The sequence below is a fragment of the Paraburkholderia aspalathi genome (assembly GCF_900116445.1).
In the GTDB taxonomy this organism is placed as follows: domain Bacteria; phylum Pseudomonadota; class Gammaproteobacteria; order Burkholderiales; family Burkholderiaceae; genus Paraburkholderia; species Paraburkholderia aspalathi.
The window spans coordinates 60,551-83,801 of record NZ_FPBH01000006.1 but is presented as its reverse complement, the minus strand read 5'-3'; the positions used below and the strand labels follow the sequence as shown (position 1 = coordinate 83,801).

21 protein-coding genes are annotated in these 23,251 nt (G+C 61.1%); 15 read left to right on the top strand and 6 right to left on the bottom strand.

Going from position 1 to position 23,251, the window contains the following annotated elements; genetic code table 11:
* Positions 1–247 precede the first annotated feature (247 nt).
* The 4 genes from BM438_RS12125 (at position 248) to BM438_RS12110 (ending at position 3,647) form a co-directional block, all read left to right on the top strand.
* Positions 248–886 (top strand): MarR family winged helix-turn-helix transcriptional regulator, encoded by a 639-nt coding sequence (locus tag BM438_RS12125; RefSeq protein WP_054042738.1) that lies wholly within the window; start codon positions 248–250, stop codon positions 884–886.
* 128 nt (positions 887–1,014) lie between these two features.
* Positions 1,015–1,728, top strand: a complete 714-nt coding sequence (locus tag BM438_RS12120; RefSeq protein ID WP_093634509.1) for a glutamine amidotransferase — start codon at positions 1,015–1,017, stop codon at positions 1,726–1,728.
* A 73-nt stretch (positions 1,729–1,801) separates the two neighbouring features.
* Positions 1,802–2,914, top strand: a complete 1,113-nt coding sequence (locus BM438_RS12115) for an NADH:flavin oxidoreductase/NADH oxidase (protein ID WP_093634508.1) — start codon at positions 1,802–1,804, stop codon at positions 2,912–2,914.
* Between the two features lie 220 nt (positions 2,915–3,134).
* The gene (locus BM438_RS12110; RefSeq protein ID WP_093634507.1) at positions 3,135–3,647 is read left to right on the top strand and encodes an SET domain-containing protein; all 513 of its coding nucleotides are present in this window, start codon (positions 3,135–3,137) and stop codon (positions 3,645–3,647) included.
* Between the two features lie 72 nt (positions 3,648–3,719).
* Here BM438_RS12110 and BM438_RS12105 read toward each other — a convergent pair whose 3' ends face one another.
* The gene (locus BM438_RS12105; RefSeq protein WP_093634506.1) at positions 3,720–5,222 is read right to left on the bottom strand and encodes a sensor histidine kinase; all 1,503 of its coding nucleotides are present in this window, start codon (positions 5,220–5,222) and stop codon (positions 3,720–3,722) included.
* A 143-nt stretch (positions 5,223–5,365) separates the two neighbouring features.
* Positions 5,366–6,052 (bottom strand): response regulator transcription factor, encoded by a 687-nt coding sequence (locus BM438_RS12100; protein ID WP_028197606.1) that lies wholly within the window; start codon positions 6,050–6,052, stop codon positions 5,366–5,368.
* Between the two features lie 173 nt (positions 6,053–6,225).
* On the opposite strand from BM438_RS12100, the gene BM438_RS12095 reads away from it, so the two are divergent.
* Positions 6,226–6,450, top strand: a complete 225-nt coding sequence (locus BM438_RS12095; RefSeq protein WP_093634672.1) for a DUF3717 domain-containing protein — start codon at positions 6,226–6,228, stop codon at positions 6,448–6,450.
* Positions 6,451–6,544: 94 nt separating this feature from the next.
* Here BM438_RS12095 and BM438_RS12090 read toward each other — a convergent pair whose 3' ends face one another.
* Both BM438_RS12090 and phhA read right to left on the bottom strand, forming a co-directional pair.
* Positions 6,545–6,889, bottom strand: a complete 345-nt coding sequence (locus tag BM438_RS12090) for a 4a-hydroxytetrahydrobiopterin dehydratase (RefSeq protein WP_279630550.1) — start codon at positions 6,887–6,889, stop codon at positions 6,545–6,547.
* A 49-nt stretch (positions 6,890–6,938) separates the two neighbouring features.
* Positions 6,939–7,829 carry a phenylalanine 4-monooxygenase gene (gene phhA, locus BM438_RS12085; RefSeq protein ID WP_093634504.1) on the bottom strand — a complete coding sequence of 297 codons (891 nt, stop codon included), beginning with the start codon at positions 7,827–7,829 and terminating at the stop codon, positions 6,939–6,941.
* Positions 7,830–7,977: 148 nt separating this feature from the next.
* On the opposite strand from phhA, the gene BM438_RS12080 reads away from it, so the two are divergent.
* A complete protein-coding gene (locus BM438_RS12080; protein WP_093634503.1) occupies positions 7,978–8,469 on the top strand; it encodes an Lrp/AsnC family transcriptional regulator in 492 nt (163 codons plus the stop codon).
* Between the two features lie 89 nt (positions 8,470–8,558).
* Here BM438_RS12080 and BM438_RS12075 read toward each other — a convergent pair whose 3' ends face one another.
* Together BM438_RS12075 and BM438_RS12070 are read right to left on the bottom strand one after the other, a co-directional pair.
* Positions 8,559–9,095, bottom strand: a complete 537-nt coding sequence (locus tag BM438_RS12075) for a class IV adenylate cyclase (protein ID WP_093634502.1) — start codon at positions 9,093–9,095, stop codon at positions 8,559–8,561.
* 374 nt (positions 9,096–9,469) lie between these two features.
* Positions 9,470–10,369 (bottom strand): LysR family transcriptional regulator, encoded by a 900-nt coding sequence (locus tag BM438_RS12070; RefSeq protein ID WP_093634501.1) that lies wholly within the window; start codon positions 10,367–10,369, stop codon positions 9,470–9,472.
* 133 nt (positions 10,370–10,502) lie between these two features.
* Here BM438_RS12070 and BM438_RS12065 point away from each other — a divergent pair, with 133 nt between their 5' ends.
* The 9 genes from BM438_RS12065 (at position 10,503) to BM438_RS12025 (ending at position 23,084) form a co-directional block, all read left to right on the top strand.
* Positions 10,503–12,041 (top strand): CoA-acylating methylmalonate-semialdehyde dehydrogenase, encoded by a 1,539-nt coding sequence (locus tag BM438_RS12065; protein WP_093634500.1) that lies wholly within the window; start codon positions 10,503–10,505, stop codon positions 12,039–12,041.
* Between the two features lie 765 nt (positions 12,042–12,806).
* On the top strand, positions 12,807–14,522 hold the full coding sequence (locus BM438_RS12060; protein ID WP_093634499.1) for a GMC family oxidoreductase: 1,716 nt from the start codon (positions 12,807–12,809) through the stop codon (positions 14,520–14,522).
* A gap of 408 nt (positions 14,523–14,930) precedes the next feature.
* On the top strand, positions 14,931–15,710 hold the full coding sequence (locus tag BM438_RS12055) for an ABC transporter ATP-binding protein (RefSeq protein WP_054038612.1): 780 nt from the start codon (positions 14,931–14,933) through the stop codon (positions 15,708–15,710).
* On the top strand, positions 15,707–16,465 hold the full coding sequence (locus tag BM438_RS12050) for an ABC transporter ATP-binding protein (RefSeq protein ID WP_054038596.1): 759 nt from the start codon (positions 15,707–15,709) through the stop codon (positions 16,463–16,465). The genes BM438_RS12055 and BM438_RS12050 overlap by 4 nt, the downstream gene beginning before the upstream one ends.
* 66 nt (positions 16,466–16,531) lie before the next feature.
* Positions 16,532–17,746 (top strand): ABC transporter substrate-binding protein, encoded by a 1,215-nt coding sequence (locus BM438_RS12045; protein WP_093634498.1) that lies wholly within the window; start codon positions 16,532–16,534, stop codon positions 17,744–17,746.
* Positions 17,747–17,942: 196 nt separating this feature from the next.
* A complete protein-coding gene (locus BM438_RS12040) occupies positions 17,943–18,827 on the top strand; it encodes a branched-chain amino acid ABC transporter permease (protein WP_054038594.1) in 885 nt (294 codons plus the stop codon).
* Positions 18,827–19,798, top strand: coding sequence for a branched-chain amino acid ABC transporter permease (locus BM438_RS12035; protein WP_167378384.1), 972 nt, complete (start codon positions 18,827–18,829; stop codon positions 19,796–19,798). The genes BM438_RS12040 and BM438_RS12035 overlap by 1 nt, the downstream gene beginning before the upstream one ends.
* A gap of 540 nt (positions 19,799–20,338) precedes the next feature.
* Entirely contained in the window at positions 20,339–21,505 is a 1,167-nt protein-coding gene (locus tag BM438_RS12030) for an ABC transporter substrate-binding protein (protein ID WP_093634496.1), read from the top strand.
* Positions 21,506–21,923: 418 nt separating this feature from the next.
* Positions 21,924–23,084, top strand: coding sequence for an ABC transporter substrate-binding protein (locus BM438_RS12025; protein WP_093634495.1), 1,161 nt, complete (start codon positions 21,924–21,926; stop codon positions 23,082–23,084).
* Positions 23,085–23,251 lie beyond the last annotated feature (167 nt).

The window sequence follows — 23,251 nt, the reverse complement described above, 5'->3', positions numbered from 1 at the left end:
GCACACACGCCATCCCCTGTGTTTTCCCATGGTTATCCACAGCTTGCGTTGGATAACTTAGCTGTACGATTGGCCGGTCTCGCATAGAATGTCGTTTCATCTGCCTTTGGCTTGCAAGGCGGTAAATTTTTGAGATAGTAGAAACCGTCTCGTCTGCTTTACGGCGAGGCTACCCCACACAGGCTACGGGCGTGTTCGGCAGCGGTTTGCCGACATCGCTCGCAAGCTAATAAACCAAACGAAGATTATGAGCGAAGGCGTATACGGAGAACAGGCAACCGGGCGAGTGACCCACAGCCTATTGCGATTGAGCACGGCCATGCGGAGCCAGGCTTGGGAATGGGCGGAAGGCGCAGGCCTTACGCCGACCCAGGGCGAAATCCTGGTCTTGCTGATGCAACGCAAGGGCCCGATGCGTCTTGGTGAAATTGCCCGCGAAACGGCCCTGACCGCCGCGACTACCAGCGATGCCGTGAGTACGCTCGAGACCAAAGGTCTGGTCGAAAAGCGCCGCGCCCTCGACGACGGCCGCGCCCTCGCGGTCCGTCTGACGGCGCGTGGCCGCACCGCCGCGAAGCGCGCTGCGCAATGGCCGGACTTCCTGGCCAAGGCGGTCGGCACGCTGCGCGACGAAGAGCAGACACTGTTCTATCGCACGCTGCTCAAGACCATCCATCAGCTGGAAGCGCAAGGCACGATTCCGCCGCACCGCATGTGCCTGAGCTGCTCGCACTTCGAGCCGAGCAAGAATCCGAAGAAGACGCCGCACCACTGCGCGCTGCTCGACATGAAGATGTCGGACACGGATCTGCGTCTCGATTGCTCGGTGTACGAAGTGGCCGACGTCGCTACCCAAAAGAAGACCTGGAAGATCTTCGCCCAATAAGGCGGCTTCTCCTGGGACAATCCGCTACACTGCGAAGCCGTGTGCCGGCGGGCGGTGAATACCGTCAGCCGGCTGGTTGGCGCCGTGTAGCGGCAAGTCTTTAGGCAACCTTAAGGTGGGACAGGCTGATGAATCGGGAAGTTCTGGCCATTCGCCACGTGCACTTCGAGGATCTGGGCAGTCTTGAGCTGGAGCTCGGCGAGCGGGGGCGCCCGGTGCGCTATCTCGACGTTGGCGTCGCCCGTATCGAAGCGCCGGACCCGTTTGCCGCATCGCTCATGGTCGTGCTCGGCGGCCCAATCAGTGCAACTGACGACGCGCTTTACCCGACGCTTGTCCCGTTGCTGTCCATGATCGAAAAGCGCATCGCCGCCGGTTTGCCGACGCTTGGCATCTGCCTCGGCGCGCAATTGATCGCGCGTGCGCTCGGTGCACGCGTCTACCCCGCGGGCCATACCGAACTCGGCTGGACACCGCTTACGCTCACCGATGCGGGCCGTGCTTCGCCGGTGCGTCATCTGGACGGCGCCCACACGTCGATGCTGCACTGGCACGGCGACACCTTCGATCTGCCCGACAACGCCACACGTCTCGCCTCGACGCCCGCCTGCGAAAATCAGGCGTTCGCGTGGGGCGGCCATGTGCTGGGTCTGCAATGTCATCCGGAGATTCGCGCTGACCGGTTCGAACCCTGGTTGATCGGCAATGCCGGTGAAATTGCCGGCCACGGCATCGATGCGCGGCAGTTGCGGGCCGAGACCGCACAGTTCGGTCCGCCGCTGGAAGTCGCCGCACGCCGGATGTTCGGTGAGTGGCTCGATCAGGTCGAGCCGAAACCCTGATCCGCGCACGCCTGCAGACAATCATCCGCGGTGCTATGCTCGATCGCTCTCGGGTTTCTACTGGGCGTAATCCATGAGCGCGCTTTTTTCCCCGCTCACGCTGCGTAGCGTGACGCTTCCCAATCGTATCGTCGTCTCCCCGATGTGCCAGTATTCCGCCGAACGTGGCGAGGCGACGGCATGGCACATGATCCATCTCGGCAGTCTCGCGTTATCCGGCGCCGGCATGTTGTGCATCGAGGCGACCTCCGTCGAACCGGATGGCCGCATCACGCCGGGCGATCTCGGACTGTGGGACGACGCTACCGAAGCCGCGCTGAAGCCGGTCCTGGCCGCGATCCGCAGGCATTCGCCGATTCGCGTCACCATGCAGTTGTCGCACGCAGGGCGCAAGGCGTCGAGCCATGTGCCCTGGGAAGGCGGCCAATTGATTCCGGTGTCGCAAGGCGGCTGGCTGCCACATGCGCCGTCGGCATTGCCGCACAAGGCGGGTGAAGAGCCACCGCTTGCCCTCGACACGCCCGCACTGAACCGGATCCGCGAAGCCTTCGCGGCCTCCGCGCGTCGCGCCGCGCGTCTCGGCATCGATGCATTGGAAGTACACGCGGCACATGGCTATCTGCTGCACCAGTTCCTGTCGCCGCTCGCCAATCAACGCAGCGACGATTACGGCGGTTCGCTCGAAAACCGGATGCGCTTTCCGCTCGAAATTTTCGACATCGTGCGCGCCGCGTTTCCCGCGGACAAACCGGTTGGCGTGCGCGTCTCGGCGACCGACTGGGTCGAAGGCGGCTGGACGCTCGAGGACACGATCGCGTTCGCGCAGGAATTGAAAAAGCGCGGCTGCGACTGGATCGACGTGTCGTCCGGCGGTGTTTCGCCTTTGCAGAAGATCCCGCTTGAGCCGGGCTATCAGATTCCTTTCGCGAGGGCCGTTAAACACGCAACGGGCCTGACTACTATCGGCGTGGGCCTGATTACCGATCCGTTGCATGCCGAACAACTCATTGAAGAAGGCGATGCGGATCTGATCGCAATGGCTCGCGCGTTGCTCTACAACCCGCGTTGGCCGTGGCATGCCGCGGCGCAGCTCGGCGCGACGGTCGAAGCGCCGCCGCAGTACTGGCGTTCGCAACCGCGCGAGCAAAAAGCGCTGTTCGGCGATATTTCGTTCGGACAACGGTGAACCAGCCAACGTGCCTTGTGCGCGCACGTCTTATTGACGGTTGAACGAAGCCGTCTTGAGCGTGTAGGATGCCGGATGTGGCGCATGAGCGTCGCAGGTCGACGCGGCGCTCGCAAGGCGCCGCGTTTGCTATCCGCGTCGGAAAAAGCAGCGCGTTAGACGCGGGCATTTCTGACGGCTGCCGGATCTTCACCCCTAGTTCTTCACAAGGATTCATTCAATGAGTTCACGCAGGATCGCCGTGCGCCGTTCGGGTGTGCACGGCAAAGGCGTGTTTGCCACCGAGCCGATTGCGGCCGGCGAACGGCTGATCGAATACAAGGGTGAGCGGATCTCCTGGAAAGAAGCGTTGCGCCGTCATCCGCACAATCCGGACGAACCGAATCACACGTTCTACTTCGCGCTCGACAGTGGCAAGGTGATTGACGGCAAAGTGGACGGCAACAGCGCGCGCTGGATCAACCATTCGTGCGCGCCGAACTGCGAAGCCGAAGAGATCGACGGTCACGTGTACGTGCACGCGCTGCGCGACATCGCCGAGGGCGAGGAAGTCTTTTACGACTACGGCCTCGTCATCGACGCGCGCCAGACCAAGAAGCTCAAGAAGGAATATGAATGCCGTTGCGGCGCGCGCAAGTGCCGCGGCACGATGCTGGCGCCGGCGGAGAAAGAGAAATCCGACAAGACGGTGAAGAAGGTGAAGACGTCCGCGAAAAAAGCGAAGAAGAAATGAAACGCGGGCTGTCTGAGTTGAACGTAAGTGAACTCAAGGCAGCCCGTGGCAGTACGTCAACCGACTACAAAGTCAGATATCGATCGGCGCCGAGTGCGCCGATTTTTTTGCCGGACGCCGCACCTCGGGTTCGACTTCTTGCTGCACGCTGATCGGTATCAGCGGAATGCGCACAATAAAGCGCGCACCGCCTTCCGGCGCATCTTCGTAATGCACGCTGCCGTGATGCAGCACCATGATGTCGTGAACGATCGCGAGACCGAGGCCGGCGCCGCTGTCCACACCGGCGTCGCTCTGACCGTCGCCGCGGAAGAATCGTTTGAACAGATCGGCTTGCTGTGTGAGCGGCACGCCCGGCCCGTTGTCTTCGACGACGATCTCGGCCATGCGCAGATTGTCGATCGCGGTTTGCGACACCGTTACGGTGATGCGGCCGCCATCAAAACGCGAAGGCGGCACGTACTTGAGCGCGTTATCCAGCAGATTGGCGATTACTTCGTGCAGCAGCACGGGATTGCCGCGCGCCATCAGCGGTTGATCGTTGCCCGGATCGTCGAGGCGCTGGAAGCCGAGGTCGACGTGGAAAGTCAACGCACGAGGCACCCATTCCGCACCTGTATCGAAAGCGAGCGCGGCCATATCCACGGTGACGAAACGTGCCGCCTGTTCGCCCGGCTCCGCGCGCGCCAGCGAAAGCAACTGGTTCGACAGCCGCACGGCGCGGTCGGCCGCCGCGCGTAGTTCACGGACCGCGGCGAGCGTTTGCTGCGGGTCACGCGCCACCGCCGCCTGTTCCGCGTGCAGCTTGACGGCAGTGAGCGGCGTGCGCAACTGATGCGCGGCGTCGGCGATGAATTTGCGCTGGCCGTCGAGGGCAGTTTTCAGACGATCGAGCAGCGCGTTCAACGCGCCCGTGAGCGGCCGGATTTCAACCGGAACATAGGTCTCGTCCACCGGTTCGAGCGACGTGTGGGTCTGCCGGTTGAGCGAATCAGCGAGATCGGTGAGTGGATTGAGCTGCTGATTGACGACCCGCCACACGATGACCCAGCCCGCCAGCAGCAGCAACAGCAGTGGCATCATGATGGCGACCAGAAACTCGGCGGCGATCTGAAACCGGTGATGTACCGGCTGACCCACTTCGACGACGATTGGATTGCCGGTGGGCTGATCGACGCGCACCTGGGCCACGCGCACCGTCACGCCTTGGTGCTGCGTTTCGAAAACGTACGCGTAATGCATGCGCCGCACGCTGGTGCCTTGCAGCGGCAGGTTGTGGTCGCCGGCGATTTCGGTTTCGCCGTTGCTGATCCGATAGACGAGTTGTTCGACCGGATCGGAGAACATGGCTTGCGCGAGCGGCGGCACCGTCACCTTGGCGTCGGGGCCGGCAATCTGGATCTGTTTGGAGATCGCGGTGGCGAGATCGGCGAGCGAGCGGTCGACCACATGCTGCGTGTACTGCCACGCCAGCCAGTAAGCGATCAGGCCGCTCATCAGGGCGAGCAGCGAAAGGGGAGCAGCGAGGCGCCGCAGCAGCGTGCGGCGCAGACTATTGGCGGCCGGCTGGGGCATGATCGAACGCGCGGGAAAGGAGCAACGGCGTAGAGCACCGTAGCACCGTGAAAATTCGCCGGACGCCGGCGAATTGCGCACCGAGTGCGCGGCGCCGGCCCGGCGCTGTCAGGCCGCAATTCAGATTGCGGCCCTTGCAACGATTATGCGGCCTGACGGATTTCCTGCAACAGGTAACCGAAGCCACGCACCGTGACGATTTCGACACGGCAGTTTTCGAGCTTTTTGCGCACCCGGTGCACATAGACTTCGATCGCGGTATCGCCGAGATCGCCGCCGAAGTGCGTCAGATGGTCTTGCAACTGAGCCTTGCTGACCACGCGGCCGTGGCGCAGCAGCAGCATTTCGAGCACCGCGAATTCACGCGGCGACAGCTCGAGCGGCTTGTCGTCGTTGAAAATGCGGCGATCGACGCCTGACAGACGCACACCGCCCAACGACACTTCCGGACGCGGCATGTCGCCATGCGGGCCGCTGCGGCGCATCACGGCGCGGATGCGCGCTTCGAGTTCGGTGGGTTCGAACGGCTTCAGCATGTAGTCGTCCGCGCCGGAATTCAGGCCTTGCACGCGGTCGTTCAACTCGTCGCGCGCGGTGAGGATGATCACCGGCGTGTGACGATTGCTCTGACGAAAGCGCGCGAGCAGCGTCATGCCGTCGATACCGGGCAGGCCCAGATCTAGAATCACCAGTTCGTGGCGGTTTTGGGTGAGGGCCTGTTCGGCGAAAATGCCGTCATGGACCATGTCGACGGTGAAGCCGGCTTGTTCGAGACTACTTTGGATGCCGCGTGCGATGGGGCGGTCATCTTCGATCAGAAGGAGTCGCATGGATTTCGCTCAAGTACAATGGTTTTAGGCGTTTGGGCAAGCGGTTCGCCGGGGCGCCTGCTGCACAGGCAGCGTGCCGCGTGGCCGTGCCGAACTGGCACCAGGCAGCCACGAGACAGCTATCGAGCAGCCATGAAGTAGCCATCAAGCAGCCACTGAGTGACCACGAAGTCATGTCCGAGATAACGATCCACGAACTGGAAGCCGCGATCAACTTCTGGCGCGCCCGCTCACCTTCGAGCGGCGACGAACTCGTTCTGTGCAAGGAGGCAAGCGCGCTCTCCAAGCCGTATGCGCTGATGATTGTACAGCGTCAGCACACGCTATCACCGGATCGTTTAGACGGGTTTGCGAGGCTTGCGTGGGATTCTTACGTGCGCCTTAATAATAGCCTGTAGAACTGAAGGTTTGGGCGCCGGATTGCCTGCAATGCCCTTTCATTACCGTCAAATCGCGCGATGCGGGGTGCATCGAGGCATCTGATCGCTTGTATTACGCAGTAATACTGTCGATAAATCGTGCCAATTTAATGTCTCGCTCGGTCAAGCCATTGGCTTCGTGCGTCGACAAGGTGATTTCCACCTTGTTGTACACGTTGAACCATTCCGGATGGTGATCCATTTCCTGCGCCTTGATCGCCACGCGCGTCATGAAGCCGAATGCTTCGTTGAAGTCGGCGAACTTGAAGTGGCGCTGGATCGCGTCGCGGCCCGCCACGGCTTGCCAGCCGTGCAGTTCAGCCACTTGCGTGGCGCGTTCTTCGGAAGTCAGTTTGCTAATCATGGTGCTACCTCGTTGATCTGAACAGGCGCGCCGGCAGGCGTGCCTATCCGCTATTTTTTCACGGATGGCATCAGCCTGCTGCCGGCCTGCTCAGGCCGTGTTGTCAGATATCGCCGTCGGCTTGCCAGCCTTCCTGCGAGCCGCGCGTGATCATGCGATCTTGCTCGAGCACGTCGCCTGCCGCGAACGCGGGCTCTGCAGCCAGCTTGGCGAGCAGCGGGGCGAAGTCGGTTTGCGCGACGCCGAACAACTGCGCGAAGTCGTCGATCACGAAGTAGGTTTTCTGGAACGTGTCGATGCGATAGCGCGTGCGCATCACGCGTTCGAGGTCGAAGCCGAGCCGGTTCGGCGCCGCGCTTTGCTGGCTGTAGAGCGTCTCGCCTTTGCTTGAGACGATGCCCGCGCCATAGATCTTCACGCCGTTAGGACTCGCCGCGTCGCGGATCAGGCCGAACTCGACGGTGTACCAGTAGAGCCGGGCAAGCAGCGGCAGGGCGCCGGCATCATTGGCGGCAAGCGCCGCGCGGCCGTACGCGTGCATGTAGTCCGCGAACACCGGATTGATCAGCAGCGGTACGTGGCCGAACAGATCGTGAAAACAGTCCGGTTCCTGCAGATAATCGAGTTGGTCGGGGCGGCGCATCCACCATGTCACCGGAAAACGGCGATTCGCCAGATGCTCGAAGAACACCTGGTCGGGCACCAGTCCGGGCACGGCGACGATTTGCCAGCCCGTCGCGGGCGTTAGCCTGGCGTTGATTTCGTCGAATGAGGGCACACGGTCGTGCGGCATGCCGATACAGTCGACGCCTGCCAGAAACTCGTCGCACACACGGCCCTTGAGCAACGCAGTCTGGCGTGCATAGAGCTGCTGCCATACAGCGTGGTCGACCGCGCCGTAGCGCTCGGTCGGCTGGTCGATGGTGAAGTCGGCGCGGGTTTCGAGGCCGGCGTCGAATTGCTCTTTGAGTTTGGCGGTGTTGGCGGTGGACATGATGCTGCGCGCTCTACGGTGTTTGCGAGTTGAAACGGTGATGCAAGTGTAGAGCGGTAGGCGTGCGGAGTGGGCGCAATGTTGGCGTTATGGTGTGTCAATATGCAATAATCGTGCATCAATTGCCGATTCAATGCGGAAATAAATCATGTTAGAACTCGATCACTTCGATCTCGCGCTGCTGGACGTGCTTCAGCGCTTCGGCCGGGCCACGCATCAGCAATTGGCTGAGCAGGTGCCGCTGTCACCGTCGCAGATTGGGCGGCGCTTGCAGCGCCTCGAGCAGGTGGGTGTGGTGGACGGCTACCGCGTCGTGCTGCGCCCGGAAAAACTCGGGCTCGGCGTAACGGCTTTTACGAGTCTGAAGTTGAAGCATCACGGCGACTCAATCATCGAGCAGTTCCAGCAACAGATCGAGGTGCTGCCGGAAGTACTGGAATGCCACGCGGTGGTCGGCGACGCCGATTATCTGCTGCGCATTGTCGCGCCCGATCTGAACTATCTGTCGACGTTCGTGATGAAGAAATTGATGCGTGTGCCGGGCGTCGACAGCGTGCGCTCCAATATCGTGTTGACCACCTTCAAGCGTAATGGGCCGTTGCCGCTCGCCCATCTGTCGCCGGGGGCGGCCGCCGTTTGATGCGGGGGCTTCCTGGACTTTCTGGCGTTGGGGGTATGAAGGACCGCGGCTTCTGTATTGACGTCGCCGCGACCCTTGATGCTTAGGTTTTACGCAGCCTGCTTCGGCTCGGTGTTCGGGCTCAACAAATCCACATAAGCCACCGCAACCAGGTCCGATTCCGGTACGCCGAGGGTCTGGAACATCGCGTGTGCTTCGGCGTGGCCGCCTTCTTCGTCGTCGTCCTGAGCTAGCAGCACTTCGAGCTCGACAAAGTCGCCGAGACCGTCGACGCGATCCAGATGGATCCGCGTACGTCCCGTCAGATAAACGTGACGTTCCTTCGTGACGATGCCACGCGTGGTCAGCGCCGTGGCGAGCAGCGCGTGCATTGCTTCAGGGTTGGTCACCGGGCTGCGCGTGTAATACGACGCCTTCGGGCCATCCCGGTCGTCGCGTTGGTAGAAGATCAGTTCGGCCGGCGTGCCGTCGTCGAACTGGCGCAGCTTCAGGCGGCCACGCGGCACGTCGTAGAAAAAGTCCTGCTGGCGGAAGATCAGCGGCGCATCCGGCGCAAGCTTCGCGGCGCGTTCACGCAGTTGTTCGAAATGCTGGGCGCGGGCTTTGATTTCAATGTTGCGTGCCATGTCAGGCTCCTGTCGAAGGATGGCGTGGTCGGCAGCTTCCGGTGGTGCCGGGGCGAAGCTGCCGGGAAGGACGAAGTCAGACGGAACAGAAACGATGCGGGGCCGGCGCGTGAGCGCGAACCCTCAATCTAACAAAAAGTGCGTGACGGTGTGGTTTCAGATGACGAGGCCAGCAAATGCGGGCTTCGAGGCGAACCTCGATTGACCGCCTGCGAGCTTGCTCTGCTTACGCCACCAGCCGAAAGCGGTCTGCGAGGGCACGCGGAGAGATGACAATCGGTCGCATGGTGCGCGGCTGTCATGAGAGCAGCTCATATCGCCCTTGCGACCGTGGTGCCCTCAGGCATGGGTCCGCGCCGGCCTTGACGCCGTCCTCAAGTCGCCCATTGCTGCTCGATCAGCTTCAACGCCGCGGCGATCGCTGGTTCGTCCTTGCGCTCGGCGAGCGTGATGAAGCTGAGCTGGGTCGGCACGGTGACGCCTTCAACAATGGTCAACGCGTGTGCATGTGCTTCGGCAATTGCGGTGGCATCGCGCGCGAGCGTCAGACCGACACCTGATTTGACCAGATCGAGCATCGACGGCTCCTGATCCACTTCCGCCACCTTAATCGGTTTGACGCCGGCCTCACCAAAGCAGCGCGACAACAACCTGTTGTGCGCGGACGCAGGCGGCGTCCAGATCCATGGCAGTGCGGCGAGCGAACGCCAGTCGCGCGCGCCCTTCACGCGATCTTTCCAGCCCGCCGGCGCCAGCACGCGGTACTGGAAGTGCGTGAGCGTGACGGCATGAAAGGCAGCGCCGTCGCGGGCATCGTCATCGGATGGCAGGCCGATGTAGTAACCCACATCCAGTTCACCGGCACGAACCTGTTCGAGCACCCAGCCCGACATCCCGTGGCGCAAGGCCGTTTCGATGCGCGGCCAGGTTTCCACCAGTTGCTTGAGAAAGCCGCCGAGGCGCAGAAACGCCGGATCGAGAATCGTGCCGATCCGCAAACGACCGCGCACTTCGTGGCGCAGCGACGCCGCCGCACGCTGAACGTCGCTCGCGGCGCCTAAGGCGCGTTCGGCGTGGGGCAGGAGGGCCTGACCGTCTCGGGTCAGCGAAAGCCCGTGCGAGGTCCGCGTGAACAGCGTCACGCCGAGCGTCTCCTGCAAATGCTTGATTTGCAGGCTGACGGCGGGTTGGGTCAGGTGAAGCTGCACTGCGGCACGCGTGAGGTTGCCCTCGCGTGCCACGGTGACGAACGCCCGTAGCAGAGTCAGATCCATATCCTGATATTAGCTCGCCTTATAGCGCAGTTGAGCATTACTCATTGGATTTGTCGCCCCGAAGCGCCGTACGCTTGCGTTCATCACGCCGTTCGCGGTGGGCGGAAGACCTTCATAGGAAGAGGACAAGAACATGAGCGAGACATATCAGGACGAGGCTGTCCGGAGCGAGACGAGCGCACGCGCGCTGACCCATTTCATCAACGGCAAGATGGTCGAGGGAACGAGCGGCCGCTTCGCTGACGTCTTCAATCCCGCGCTTGGCAGCGTGAGCGCACGCGTGCCGCTGGCGAGCGTCGCTGAGGTGGATGCGGCGGTCGCTGCCGCCAGTGCTGCGTTTCCTGCATGGAGCGAAACCGCGCCGATCAAGCGGGCGCGCGTGCTGTTCAAGTTCAAGGAATTGCTCGACCGTCACCATGACGAACTGGCGGAATTGATCACGCGCGAGCACGGCAAGGTGTTTTCCGATGCGAAGGGCGAGGTGATGCGCGGCATCGAGATCGTCGAGTTTGCGTGCGGCATTCCGAATCTGCTGAAGACCGACTTCACCGACCAGATCGGCGGCGGCATCGACAACTGGAATCTGCGCCAGCCGCTGGGCGTGGTTGCCGGCATTACGCCGTTCAATTTTCCGATGATGGTGCCGTGCTGGATGTTCCCGGTGGCGATCGCATGCGGCAACACGTTCGTGCTGAAGCCATCGGAGCGTGATCCGTCGGCATCGAACCGTCTTGCTGAATTGTTCAAGGAAGCCGGGTTGCCGGACGGCGTGTTCAACGTCGTGCATGGCGACAAGGTGGCGGTGGATGCGTTGCTCGTACATCCCGAGGTGAGCGCGTTGTCGTTTGTCGGTTCGACGCCGATTGCCGAATACATCTATACGGAAGGCACGAAGCACGGCAAGCGCGTGCAGGCTTTGGGCGGGGCGAAGAATCACCTCGTGGTGATGCCGGACGCGGATCTCGATCAGGCGGTCGACGCGTTGATTGGCGCTGCGTATGGTTCCGCCGGCGAGCGGTGCATGGCGATTTCGGTGGCGGTTGCGGTCGGGCATATAGCCGATGAACTGATCGAGCGACTGACACCGCGCGTGAAGAGCCTGAAGATTCTGAACGGCATGGAATCGGAAGCCGAGATGGGGCCGTTGGTGACGGCGGCGCATCGCGAGAAAGTGGCCGGTTATATCGATGCCGGCGTTGCGGCGGGTGCGAAGCTGGTGGTCGATGGGCGTGGCCATCAGGTGGCTGGGCATGAGAAGGGATTCTTTCTCGGCGGCACGTTGTTTGATGATGTCTCGACCGATATGAAGATTTATCGCGAGGAGATTTTCGGTCCGGTGTTGTGTGTTGTGCGGGTGCCGGATTTTGCTTCTGCTGTTGAGCTGATTAACGCTAACGAGTTTGCTAATGGGGTGTCGTTGTTCACCTCTGACGGTGGCGTGGCCCGGGCGTTTTCGCGGCAGATCCAGATTGGGATGGTGGGGATTAATGTGCCGATTCCTGTGCCGATGGCTTGGCATTCTTTTGGTGGGTGGAAGAAGTCCCTCTTCGGGGATCACCATGCGTATGGGGAAGAAGGCGTGCGCTTCTATACTCGCTATAAAAGCATCATGCAGAGGTGGCCCGATAGCATCGGGAAGGGGGCTGAGTTCACTATGCCAGTAGCGAAGTAGACTTTTTTTGCCTTTGCGGCGCTTTTTGTCAGGGTTCTTGGGGCTTTGGCCTTTCCTTGATTTGCTTTTGGTTTATTAGCGTTCCCCCTGTGCGGGGGGGCACCTACTTTTCTTTGCCGCCGCAAAGAAAAGTAGGCAAAAGAAAGCGGCTAGAAGCCCCTGCTAAGTGGGCACCGTGGTCTGCTGCGGGTAGTGGTGCGACTGGAATCCGTGTTCTCTCACATTCAGCGTTAGTGACAAAGGAGTCATCAGCTCCCACTCCGCACTACGTGCGTCGCGGACGGGTATGCATGGGAAACCACGGGCTTCGGTTGAGGTTTGTGGGGGCCGTCGGCTTCGCCTCGGCGAGGTGCTTGATTAGTTAGTGGCGCGTGCTAGGCGCTCGATGTGAAGGCAGCGATTGCGAGTGGGGTAGGCCTGAGTGAACGGATGGTTTTATGAAGTACTCTTCGGCGCGCGCAGCGCCGCCGGAAGTATGACTCCCTTGTCACAAGCACGTGCAGGGGCACGAACCCAGATTCCAGTCGCACCACTACCCGCTGCAGACCACGGTGCCCACTTAGCATTAGCGGTTTGAGCTGCTTTCTCTTGCCTACTTCTCTTTGCAGCAGCAAAGAGAAGTAGGTGCCGCCCCGCACAGGGGCAACGCTAATAGACCACTAACAAAGCAAGGAAAGGCACCAAAGCCAGAACAAGGAAAGGCCAACGCCGTAAGAACACAGACAATAAGCGCCGCGAAAGCAAAAAAGCTTAGGAGACAAAACGATGAACACCCCAGAAAACACACAAACAAAAACCCGCCGCCTGGAAGGCGAATTCGACTACATCATAGTCGGCGCCGGCACAGCAGGTTGCGTCCTCGCCAACCGCCTATCGGAAGATCCAGAGGTGCAGGTCCTCCTGCTAGAAGCCGGCGGCAAAGACGACTACCACTGGATCCACGTGCCGGTAGGCTACCTCTACTGCATTGGCAATCCCCGCACAGATTGGCTCTACAAAACCCAGTCAGAACCCGGCCTGAACGGCCGCTCGCTCTCATACCCGCGGGGCAGAGTACTAGGCGGCAGCTCCTCCATCAACGGCATGATCTACATGCGCGGCCAACGCGAGGACTACGATGAATGGGCTCGCGTCACCAATGACGCCTCCTGGTCCTGGAACTCTGTCCTCCCCATCTTCAAACGCAGCGAAGATCACCACGCCGGCGCGTCCGAATCGCATGGAGCAGGCGGCCCATGGCGCGTCGAAAAACAACGCCTGAAATGGAAGATCCTCGAAGAGTTTTCACAAGCCGCACAACAAACCGGCATACCCGCTACCGATGACTTCAATCGCGGTGACAACACCGGTGTCGGTTACTTCGACGTCAATCAGAAACGCGGCATCCGTTGGAACGCGTCGAAAGCCTTTCTGCGTCCGGCGCTTAGGCGACCCAATCTCACCGTTATCACCGGTGCCCATACACAGCGCGTCGTGTTCGAGGGACGTCGCTGCACAGGCGTCGAATATCGCGGCGACAACACGGACTATCTCGCCAAAGCCCGTTGCGAAGTGATCCTCAGTTCCGGTGCGGTCAACTCGCCGCAATTGCTCGAACTCTCCGGTATCGGTAATGGTGCGCGCCTCCAGAATCTCGGTATCGAGGTTGTGAAGGATCTGTGCGGCGTCGGCGAAAATCTGCAGGACCATCTGCAGTTGCGCATGGCCTATAAAGTCGACGGCGTGCGTACGCTCAATACCGCTTCCGCGCATTGGTGGGGCAAGCTGATGATCGGCATGCAGTACGCGTTCTTTCAAAGCGGCCCCATGTCGATGTCACCATCGCAACTCGGCGCGTTCGCCAAGTCCGATCCGAATGACCGCTCGCTCACGCGTCCCGATCTCGAGTATCACGTGCAGCCGCTCTCACTCGATCGCTTCGGCGAACCGTTGCATCGCTTCAATGCATTTACCGCGTCGGTGTGTCAGTTGCGGCCAACCTCGCGTGGCAGTATTCACATCGGATCATCCGATGCGTCGGCGCCGCCGTTGATCGCGCCCAACTATCTGTCCACCGATTACGACCGGCACGTCGCTGCCAACGCATTGCGTCTGACGCGCCGCATTGCCGCGGCGCCTGCGCTCGCGCCCTATCGGCCGCAAGAGATTCTGCCCGGTATCCAGTATCAGACCGAAGAAGAACTTCAGCAGGCCGCGGGCGCGGTCGGTACCACCATCTTTCATCCGGTCGGCACTTGCCGGATGGGCACCGCCGACGATCCCGCCGCGGTCGTCGACAATCGCCTACGAGTTATCGGGGTTGACGGTTTACGGGTGGTCGACGCATCAATCATGCCGTCCATCACCTCGGGCAACACCAACTCGCCGACACTGATGATCGCCGAGCGCGCCAGCGACATGATCCGCGAAGACCGTCGCGCACGCTCGGGCGGCAATGTCCTGGTTCAGACTAGCGGTGCGCCGTCCATGTCAGCCGTGTGACACTCGGCGTGACTGTGGGAGCCGAAGCCGCGGTGCGTGCCTCGGACTTTGCCTGGCATGCCTCGAGCGTGATGGAAGCAGCGCTCGCGGATCCCCCTGGCGCCTGCCGAGCAAGGTTGACGCATCGCGTGCGCATCCTTCAGGCGCCCCGAGCAAGGGTGGCGTGCCGCTTGAGCACGCCTCGGGCCCGCTTCAAACAGTCGTCATCCACTAAGTGCAAATCCCAATGAATGCGCTGCATCATTGGCGCGACAATGGCAGCCATGCTGCGTGCCGCCCATGGATTACCGTCCGGATTGGTGCAGTACGCCAACGAGCGGCACGGGGTGCCGCCGTCACACATAAAAGTCGCGCAGCCGTTCGCGCGGAAGATCGTAATGCTTCGCCTTACTCCGTATGGAAGGGAACATGATTCTCGGCGATACGATTCTCGAAACGCGCGGCCTCACCCGCGAGTTCAAAGGCTTCATCGCCGTGAACGGGGTGAACCTGCGCGTGCGCCGTGGCTCGATCCATGCGCTGATCGGCCCTAATGGGGCAGGCAAGACCACCTGCTTCAATCTGCTCACCAAATTCCTTGAACCGACCGCGGGCCAGATCGTCTTCAACGGAATCGACATCACCAGTGAACGCCCGGCGCAAATCGCCCGGCGCGGCATCATCCGCTCGTTTCAAATTTCTGCTGTATTTCCGCATCTGACAGCATTGCAGAATGTGCGCATCGGTTTGCAGCGTGTGCTCGGCACGGCATTTCATTTCTGGAAGAGCGAACGCACGCTGCGTCAGCTCGACGATCGGGCCATGGACTTGCTCACCCAGGTCGGATTGACCGATTTCGCCGACGTGCTCACGGTAGAACTGTCCTACGGCCGCAAGCGCGCGCTCGAAATCGCCACCACGCTCGCGATGGAGCCCGAGTTGATGCTGCTCGACGAACCAACACAAGGCATGGGCCATGAAGACGTCGATCGCGTCACGGCCTTGATCAAGAAGGTATCGAGCGGCCGCACGATCCTGATGGTCGAGCACAACATGAACGTGATCGCCGGCATCTCCGACACCATCACCGTGCTGCAACGAGGCGAGGTGCTCGCGGAAGGCAGCTATGCCGAAGTGTCGAAGAATCCGCTCGTGATGCAAGCCTATATGGGCAGCGCCGACGCGGCGCTCGCCGGAGCCCACGCATGAATACGATTGCCGAGCGCGAAAGTCTCGAGGTGAGCGACACGGCTGGCGGTGCCCCCGCGCTGGAGATCACGGGTTTGCAGGCATGGTACGGGGAGTCCCATATCCTGCATGGCGTCGATCTGACGGTGAACCGTGGCGAAGTCGTCACGCTGCTGGGCCGTAACGGCGCGGGGCGCACCACCACACTGCGCGCGATCATGGGGCTGACCGGCCGGCGCACCGGCTCGATCCGCATTAGCGGCCGCGAAACCATCAATCTGCCCACACATCGTATCGCTCACTGCGGCATCGGTTACTGCCCGGAAGAGCGTGGGATTTTTTCGAGCCTCTCGTGTGAGGAAAACCTGCTGTTGCCGCCGCCCGTCGGCGACAAGGCACACATGATGTCGCTCGAAGAAATCTATTCGATGTTCCCGAATCTGCAGGAACGCCGCATGAGCCAGGGCACGCGGCTCTCGGGTGGTGAGCAGCAGATGCTGGCGGTCGCACGCATTCTGCGCACCGGCGCGAGTTTGCTGCTGCTCGACGAAATCTCGGAGGGCCTGGCGCCAGTCATCGTGCAGGCGCTGGCCCGCATGATCATGACGCTCAAGGCGCGCGGCTACACGGTTGTGATGGTCGAACAGAATTTCCGCTTTGCCGCGCCACTCGCCGATCGCTTCTATGTGATGGAGCATGGTGCGATCGTCGAACACTTCGAGGCCGGCGAGCTCGAAAGCAAGATGCCGGTGCTGCACGACTTACTGGGCGTATAGACAGGAAGTAACGAGAAACGTCCGATTGCCTCTGATAACCACAAGCGAAGAAACCAGGAGACAGGAATGAAAAAGAACCCACTCGCGCGGCTTGCCACACTCTGTTTCGCGGTTGCCGCCGGCGCCGCGTTGACGATGGGCAGCGCGCAGGCCGCTGACGATGCCGTGAAGATCGGCTTCATCACCGACATGTCGGGTCTGTATGCGGATATTGATGGCCAGGGCGGTCTCGAAGCGATCCGCATGGCCGTGGCCGACTTCGGCGGCAAGGTCAATGGCAAGCCGATCTCGGTGGTCTATGCCGATCACCAGAACAAGGCCGACATCGCGGCGTCGCGGGCGCGCGAATGGTTCGATCGGGATGGCGTCGATCTGCTGATCGGCGGCACGAATTCGGCAACCGGGCTGTCGATGAACACGGTGGCCGGTGAGAAGCACAAGGTTTATATCAGCATCGGCGCGGGCGCCGACACCCTGACCAACGAGCAATGCACACCGTACACGATCCACTACGCGTACGACACGACGGCGCTCGCCAAGGGCACGGGCTCGGCGGTGACGAAGCAGGGTGGCAAGACGTGGTACTTCCTGACGGCTGACTACGCGTTCGGCAAGGCGCTCGAAAAGAATACGTCGGACGTGGTGAAGGCCAACGGCGGCCAGGTGCTGGGCGCTGTGCGTCATCCGCTTTCGGCATCGGATTTCTCGTCTTTCCTGTTGCAGGCGCAAGCGTCGAAGGCGCAGATCCTCGGCCTCGCCAACGCGGGCGGCGACACGATCAACTCGATCAAGGCCGCCAAGGAATTCGGCATCACGAAGACGATGAAGCTGGCCGCACTGCTGATGTTTATCGACGACGTCCACAGTCTGGGTCTGGAAACGACCCAGGGCCTGGTGCTGACGGACAGCTGGTACTGGAACAAGGACGCCACTACGCGCGCGTGGGCGCGGCGCTACTTCGACAAGATGAAGAAGATGCCGTCGAGCCTGCAGGCTGCCGACTACTCCGCAACCATGACCTACCTGAAGGCCGTGCAGACGGTCGGCTCGACCGACTCCGACAAGGTGATGGCGCAACTGAAGAAGGCCAAGATCGACGACTTCTACGCGAAGGGCTACATCCGTCAGGACGGCAGCATGATCCACGATATGTACCTGATGCAGGTGAAGACGCCGGCCGAATCCAAAGAGCCGTGGGACTACTACAAGATCACTGCGACGATTCCCGGCGAACAGGCGTTCACGACCAAGGCTGAAACGCGCTGCGCGATGTGGAAATAAGCGTAGGTTGATAACCAGTTGACCGTCTGTCAGCCTTTTCTGGCGGGAAATACATAGCGCCGTTTTGGTACACAGACTGATGGTCAGCTGCTTCATGTGCCGCGCGCGATCGAGCGGATGGCTCGCCGGCCGCGCGCCGGCGGGATCATACGTAACCGATCTCACCCTGACGTTGGCTTAAGGGATTAAGGCTTCAATGGAAATCTTTGGCGTTCCGCTACCGGCGATGCTGAGCCAGTTGCTGCTGGGGCTCGTGAACGGCTCGTTCTATGCGATTCTCAGCCTGGGTCTGGCGGTGATCTTCGGCTTGCTCAACGTGATCAATTTCGCGCACGGCGCGTTGTTCATGCTCGGCGCGATGCTCGCGTGGATGGGCCTGTCGTATTTCGGCCTGCCGTACTGGGTGATGCTGGTGCTCGCGCCGCTGATCGTCGGCGTGTTCGGCATCGTGATCGAACGCTCGATGCTGCGCTGGCTGTACAAGCTTGATCACCTCTATGGGCTTCTGCTCACTTTCGGACTCACGCTGGTTGTCGAAGGCGTGTTCCGCTCGATCTACGGTTCGTCCGGCCAGCCGTACGACGTGCCGTCGGCGCTTTCCGGTGCGACCGATCTCGGCTTCATGTTCCTGCCGAACTATCGCGCGTGGGTAGTGGTGGCGTCGCTCGTGGTCTGCTTCGCCACGTGGTTCGTGATTGAGAAGACGCGCCTCGGCGCCTATCTGCGCGCGGGCACCGAGAATCCGAAACTGGTCGAGGCGTTCGGTGTCAACGTGCCGTTGATGATCACGCTCACCTATGGCTTCGGCGTCGCGCTGGCCGCGTTCGCCGGCGTGCTTGCCGCGCCGGTGATTCAGGTCTCGCCGTTGATGGGCCAGCCGATGATCATCACCGTGTTCGCGGTGGTCGTGATCGGCGGCATGGGTTCGATCATGGGCTCGATCCTGACCGGCCTGCTGCTTGGCGTGATCGAAGGGCTGACGCGTGTGTTTTACCCGGAAGCGTCGGCAACCGTCGTCTTCGTGATCATGGCGCTCGTGTTGCTGGTGCGCCCGGCGGGTCTCTTCGGCAAGGAAAAATGATGCAGAGAAAAGTGCTCTACGGTCTGCTGCTGATCGCGCTTCTCGCGGTGCCGGTGCTCGGCATCTATCCGCTCTTCGTCATGAAGGTGCTGTGCTTCGCGTTGTTCGCCGCGGCCTTCAATCTGCTGATTGGATACACGGGGCTGCTCTCGTTCGGTCACGCAATGTTTCTCGCCTCGGCCGGTTACGTCACCGGTTATGCGATGCAGACGCTCGGCTTCTCTCCGGAGCTCGGTGTGCTGGCGGGCACCGCCACGGCGACGTTGCTTGGGCTGGTGGTCGGCCTGTTCGCGATTCGCCGGCAGGGCATCTACTTTGCGATGGTGACGCTGGCGCTCGCGCAGATGGTCTACTTCGTGTTCCTGCAGGCGCCGTTTACGCACGGCGAGGACGGCCTGCAAGGCGTGCCGCGCGGCAAATTGTTCGGCTTGCTGGATCTGTCGTCGGACGTGACGCTGTACTTTGTCGTGCTGGCCGTGATGGTGCTGGCATTCCTGCTGATCGTGCGGATCGTGCACTCGCCGTTCGGGCAGGTGCTGGTCGCGATCAAGGAGAACGAGCCGCGCGCCGTGTCGCTTGGTTACGATACCGATCGCTTCAAACTGCTGGCGTTCATTCTGTCTGCTGGGATCGCCGGTCTGGCGGGCTCGCTCAAGGTACTGGTGCAGGGCTTCGAGACGTTGAGTGACGCATACTGGACTATGTCGGGTCTCGTGATCCTGATGACTCTAGTGGGTGGCATGGGAACGCTGTTCGGGCCGCTGCTCGGCGCGGCGCTGATCGTTGCGCTCGAAGACCGGCTCGGCGATATCGGCACGGCGCTGGCTTCGTCGACAGGCGTCGAATGGTTCCGCTCGCTGGGTGAATCCGTGACCATCGTAACGGGCGTGATTTTCATTGCCTGCGTGCTGGCGTTCCGGCGCGGTATTGTCGGTGAGATCATCGCGAGAGTGCGGCCATTGCGGGCCTGAAGCGGCAATGAGGCGGCAATGAGGGGACGCTGAATTTCAAATTGCTTTGGCATCCGATATAATTCGGCGCTCGTGAAATCGGTCAGGCTGGATCTTGCGTTGCGCGCAGGCCGGCCTCGCGCTAAATCGGAACAAAACGTGCCCCACATTTGTGCCGCAGTGCACCACTAGGGTAATTGCTAGTTGTAAGGGGGAGGGTGCTCGTTTAATCTTCATGCAGTTCTGATGCACCACGAATTTTGCAGGTGGAGAACGAGGAGACAATGAGGCACTCAGTGCCCAGACGAAAGCGCTGTTGGATTGATATCCAACAGCGCTTTTTATTTGTGCTTTTCGTTATTCGCCATTCAATTTCTCCGCTAATTCGGTGACCCTTTTTTATTCACCGAGCCACCCCCGATTTCATCTGCCCTTACCCTGCAAAATGCTTGCAGCGCGGGGCTTTCGTCCGCTAAACTTGCCATTCACCGACCGAGCGGTCGGTGATTCAAGTCTGCGGATTTGGATTCAAATGAATAACGGGGTAGACAGAGGAGCGGGATGAAGTCGGCATTGCGTTGGATGAGCGCGGCATTGGTCGCCACCGGGGTATCCGCGGCATGGAGTGGCCACGCATTCGCGGACGTGAAAATCGGCGTCACGGTGTCGGCAACGGGGCCGGCTGCGTCGCTTGGTATTCCGGAAAAGAACACGATCGCGCTGCTGCCTAAAGAAGTGGCAGGGCAGAAGATTGACTACATCGTGCTCGACGACGCCACGGATTCAACCCAGGCCGTCAAGAACGCACGCAAGCTCACCAGCGAAGATCATGTGGATGCGTTGATCGGCTCGACCGTCGTGCCGAACTCGCTGGCCATGATCGACGTCGCCTCCGAAAGCACCACACCGATGATCTCCATGGCCGCCGCGGCGAGCATCGTCGAACCGATGGATGCGAAGCGCGCGTGGGTCTTCAAGACACCGCAAAACGACATTCTGATGGCCACCGCGATCGCGCAGCATATGTCGAATCACGGTGTGAAGACGGTCGCGTTCATCGGCTTTGCAGATGCGTACGGCGAGAACTGGTTCAAGGAGTTCGGCAAGGCGGCCGATCTCGCGAAGATCAAGATCGTCGCGAACGAACGCTTCGCGCGCAACGACGCTTCGGTGACGGGCCAGGTGCTGAAGATCATGTCGCAGAACGCGGATGCGGTGCTGGTCGCCGGCGCGGGCACACCGGCCGCATTGCCGCAGAAAACCCTCAAGGAACGCGGCTACAAGGGCAAGTACTATCAGACGCACGGCGTCGCCAATAACGACTTCCTGCGCGTGTGCGGCAAGGATTGCGAAGGCACCTATCTGCCAGCCGGTCCGTTGCTGGTCGCTGACCAGTTGCCCGATTCGAACCCGGTGAAGAAGTCCGCGCTCGCCTACAAGCATGCGTATGAAGCGGCGTACGGCGCCGGTTCGGTCTCGACATTCGGCGGTCACGCTTGGGATGCAGGCTTGCTGTTGCAACGCGCGATCCCGCTTGCGCTGAAGAAAGGTCAGCCGGGCACGCCTGCGTTCCGCGAAGCGCTACGTGCGGCACTCGAAAACACGAAAGACATGCCCGCTTCCCACGGCATCTTCAACATGAGCGCGAACGACCACGCTGGTCTCGACCAGCGGGCGCGTGTGATGGTGGAGATCGCCGGCGGCAAGTGGAAGCTGTCCGGCGACTGAGCGAAGGCGAAGCGATACGGAACCCACTCAAAAAAGACGCGTGCAGTTGCCGCGTCTTTTTTATTGCCCGCATTTGATGATTGGCGGCGCTTGAAGTGTGTTGGACAAGCGAAACATCGGAGATGAAAACGCGGTCAAAAGCGCGGCCTAAGCGGCCCGTTTCAGGACAAACCCGCATTCGGGCGACAGTCTATTGACCGTGAATGATGCAGAACGCAATACTACTAACATGTTAGTGTTTCGGGCATTAGAAATCGCAGTAGTGGTTCGCAGCAGGGGAGTTGCACCAGAACGGCGACGGCGTTGATGTTGAGCAGGGAAAACCATGCTTGGCATGCCTGAACCCTATAACTAGATTCAGACACCCGGCCCGTGCGCCGGATTACAGATACGCGCTTCAAAGCGTTTGGAGACTTGCATGAAAAAGACAAAGCAATGGGTACGCACCGGTATCGCGATGGCGTTGATGTGCGGCGCGGGCGCTGCCTTCGCGCAGGTGAAAATCGGCGTCACGCTGTCCACCACGGGGCCGGCTGCATCGCTCGGGATTCCTGAAAAGAACACGATCGCGCTGCTGCCGAAAGAGATCGGCGGCAAGACGGTGCAATACATCATCCTCGACGATGGATCGGACACCGGCAAGGCCGTGCAGAACACGCGCAAGCTGATCGACGAAGACCACGTCGACGCCATCGTCGGTTCGACCGTCACGCCGAATTCGCTGGCGATGCTCGACGCTGCGGCTGAAGGCAAGACGCCGATGATCTCGCTGGCGGCATCGGCTGCGATCATTTCGCCGATGGACGCCAAGCGCGCATGGGCCTTCAAACCACCGCAAAACGACAGCCTGATGGCTGACGCGATCGCCGACTACATGGAGCGTCACGGCGTGAAGACGGTTGGCTTCATCGGCTTCGCGGATGCGTACGGTGACGGCTGGAACAACGTCTTCACCGCGGCGGCCGCGGCACATCATCTGAAGATCGTCTCCAATGAACGCTTTAACCGCACCGATGCCTCGGTGACCGGCCAGGTGCTGAAGACGATGGGCGCGAACCCGGATGCGGTGTTGATCGCGGGCGCGGGTACGCCGTCGGCGCTGCCGGCCAAGACGCTCAAGGAGCGTGGCTACAAGGGCAAGGTCTACCAGACGCACGGCGTCGCCAACAACGACTTCCTGCGCGTGTGCGGCAAGGATTGCGAAGGCGAACTCCTGCCGGCTGGTCCGATCCTCGTAGCCGATCAGCTGCCGGATTCGAATCCGGTGAAGAAGTCGTCGGAAGCCTACAAGGACGCGTATGAGAAAGCGTATGGCGCGGGCTCGGTGGCGACCTTCGGCGGTCACGCATGGGACGCCGGCCAGATGCTGCAAGCTGCGATTCCGGTCGCGCTGAAGACCGCTCAACCGGGCAGCGAAGCGTTCCGCATGGCACTGCGCAGCGCGCTTGAAAACATCAAGGAACTGCCGGTCTCGCACGGCATCATGAACACCACGACGACCGACCACAACGGCCTCGACAAGCGCGCACGCGTGATCGTGCAGATCGTCGACGGCAAGTGGAAGCTGCTGAACGACTAACAACAAAAACGATACGCGCCTCTCGCGCAGCATGCGGCGCAAGACGCCGCATTGCCATTCTGTTCGATGACAATGGCAACGACCGCTGCGCCGTATTCCGGCGCGGCGGTCGCTTTTTCAGGCATCGCTGGTTAGTGGCCGGCCGCGCGTTCTGCCGCCACGACTGT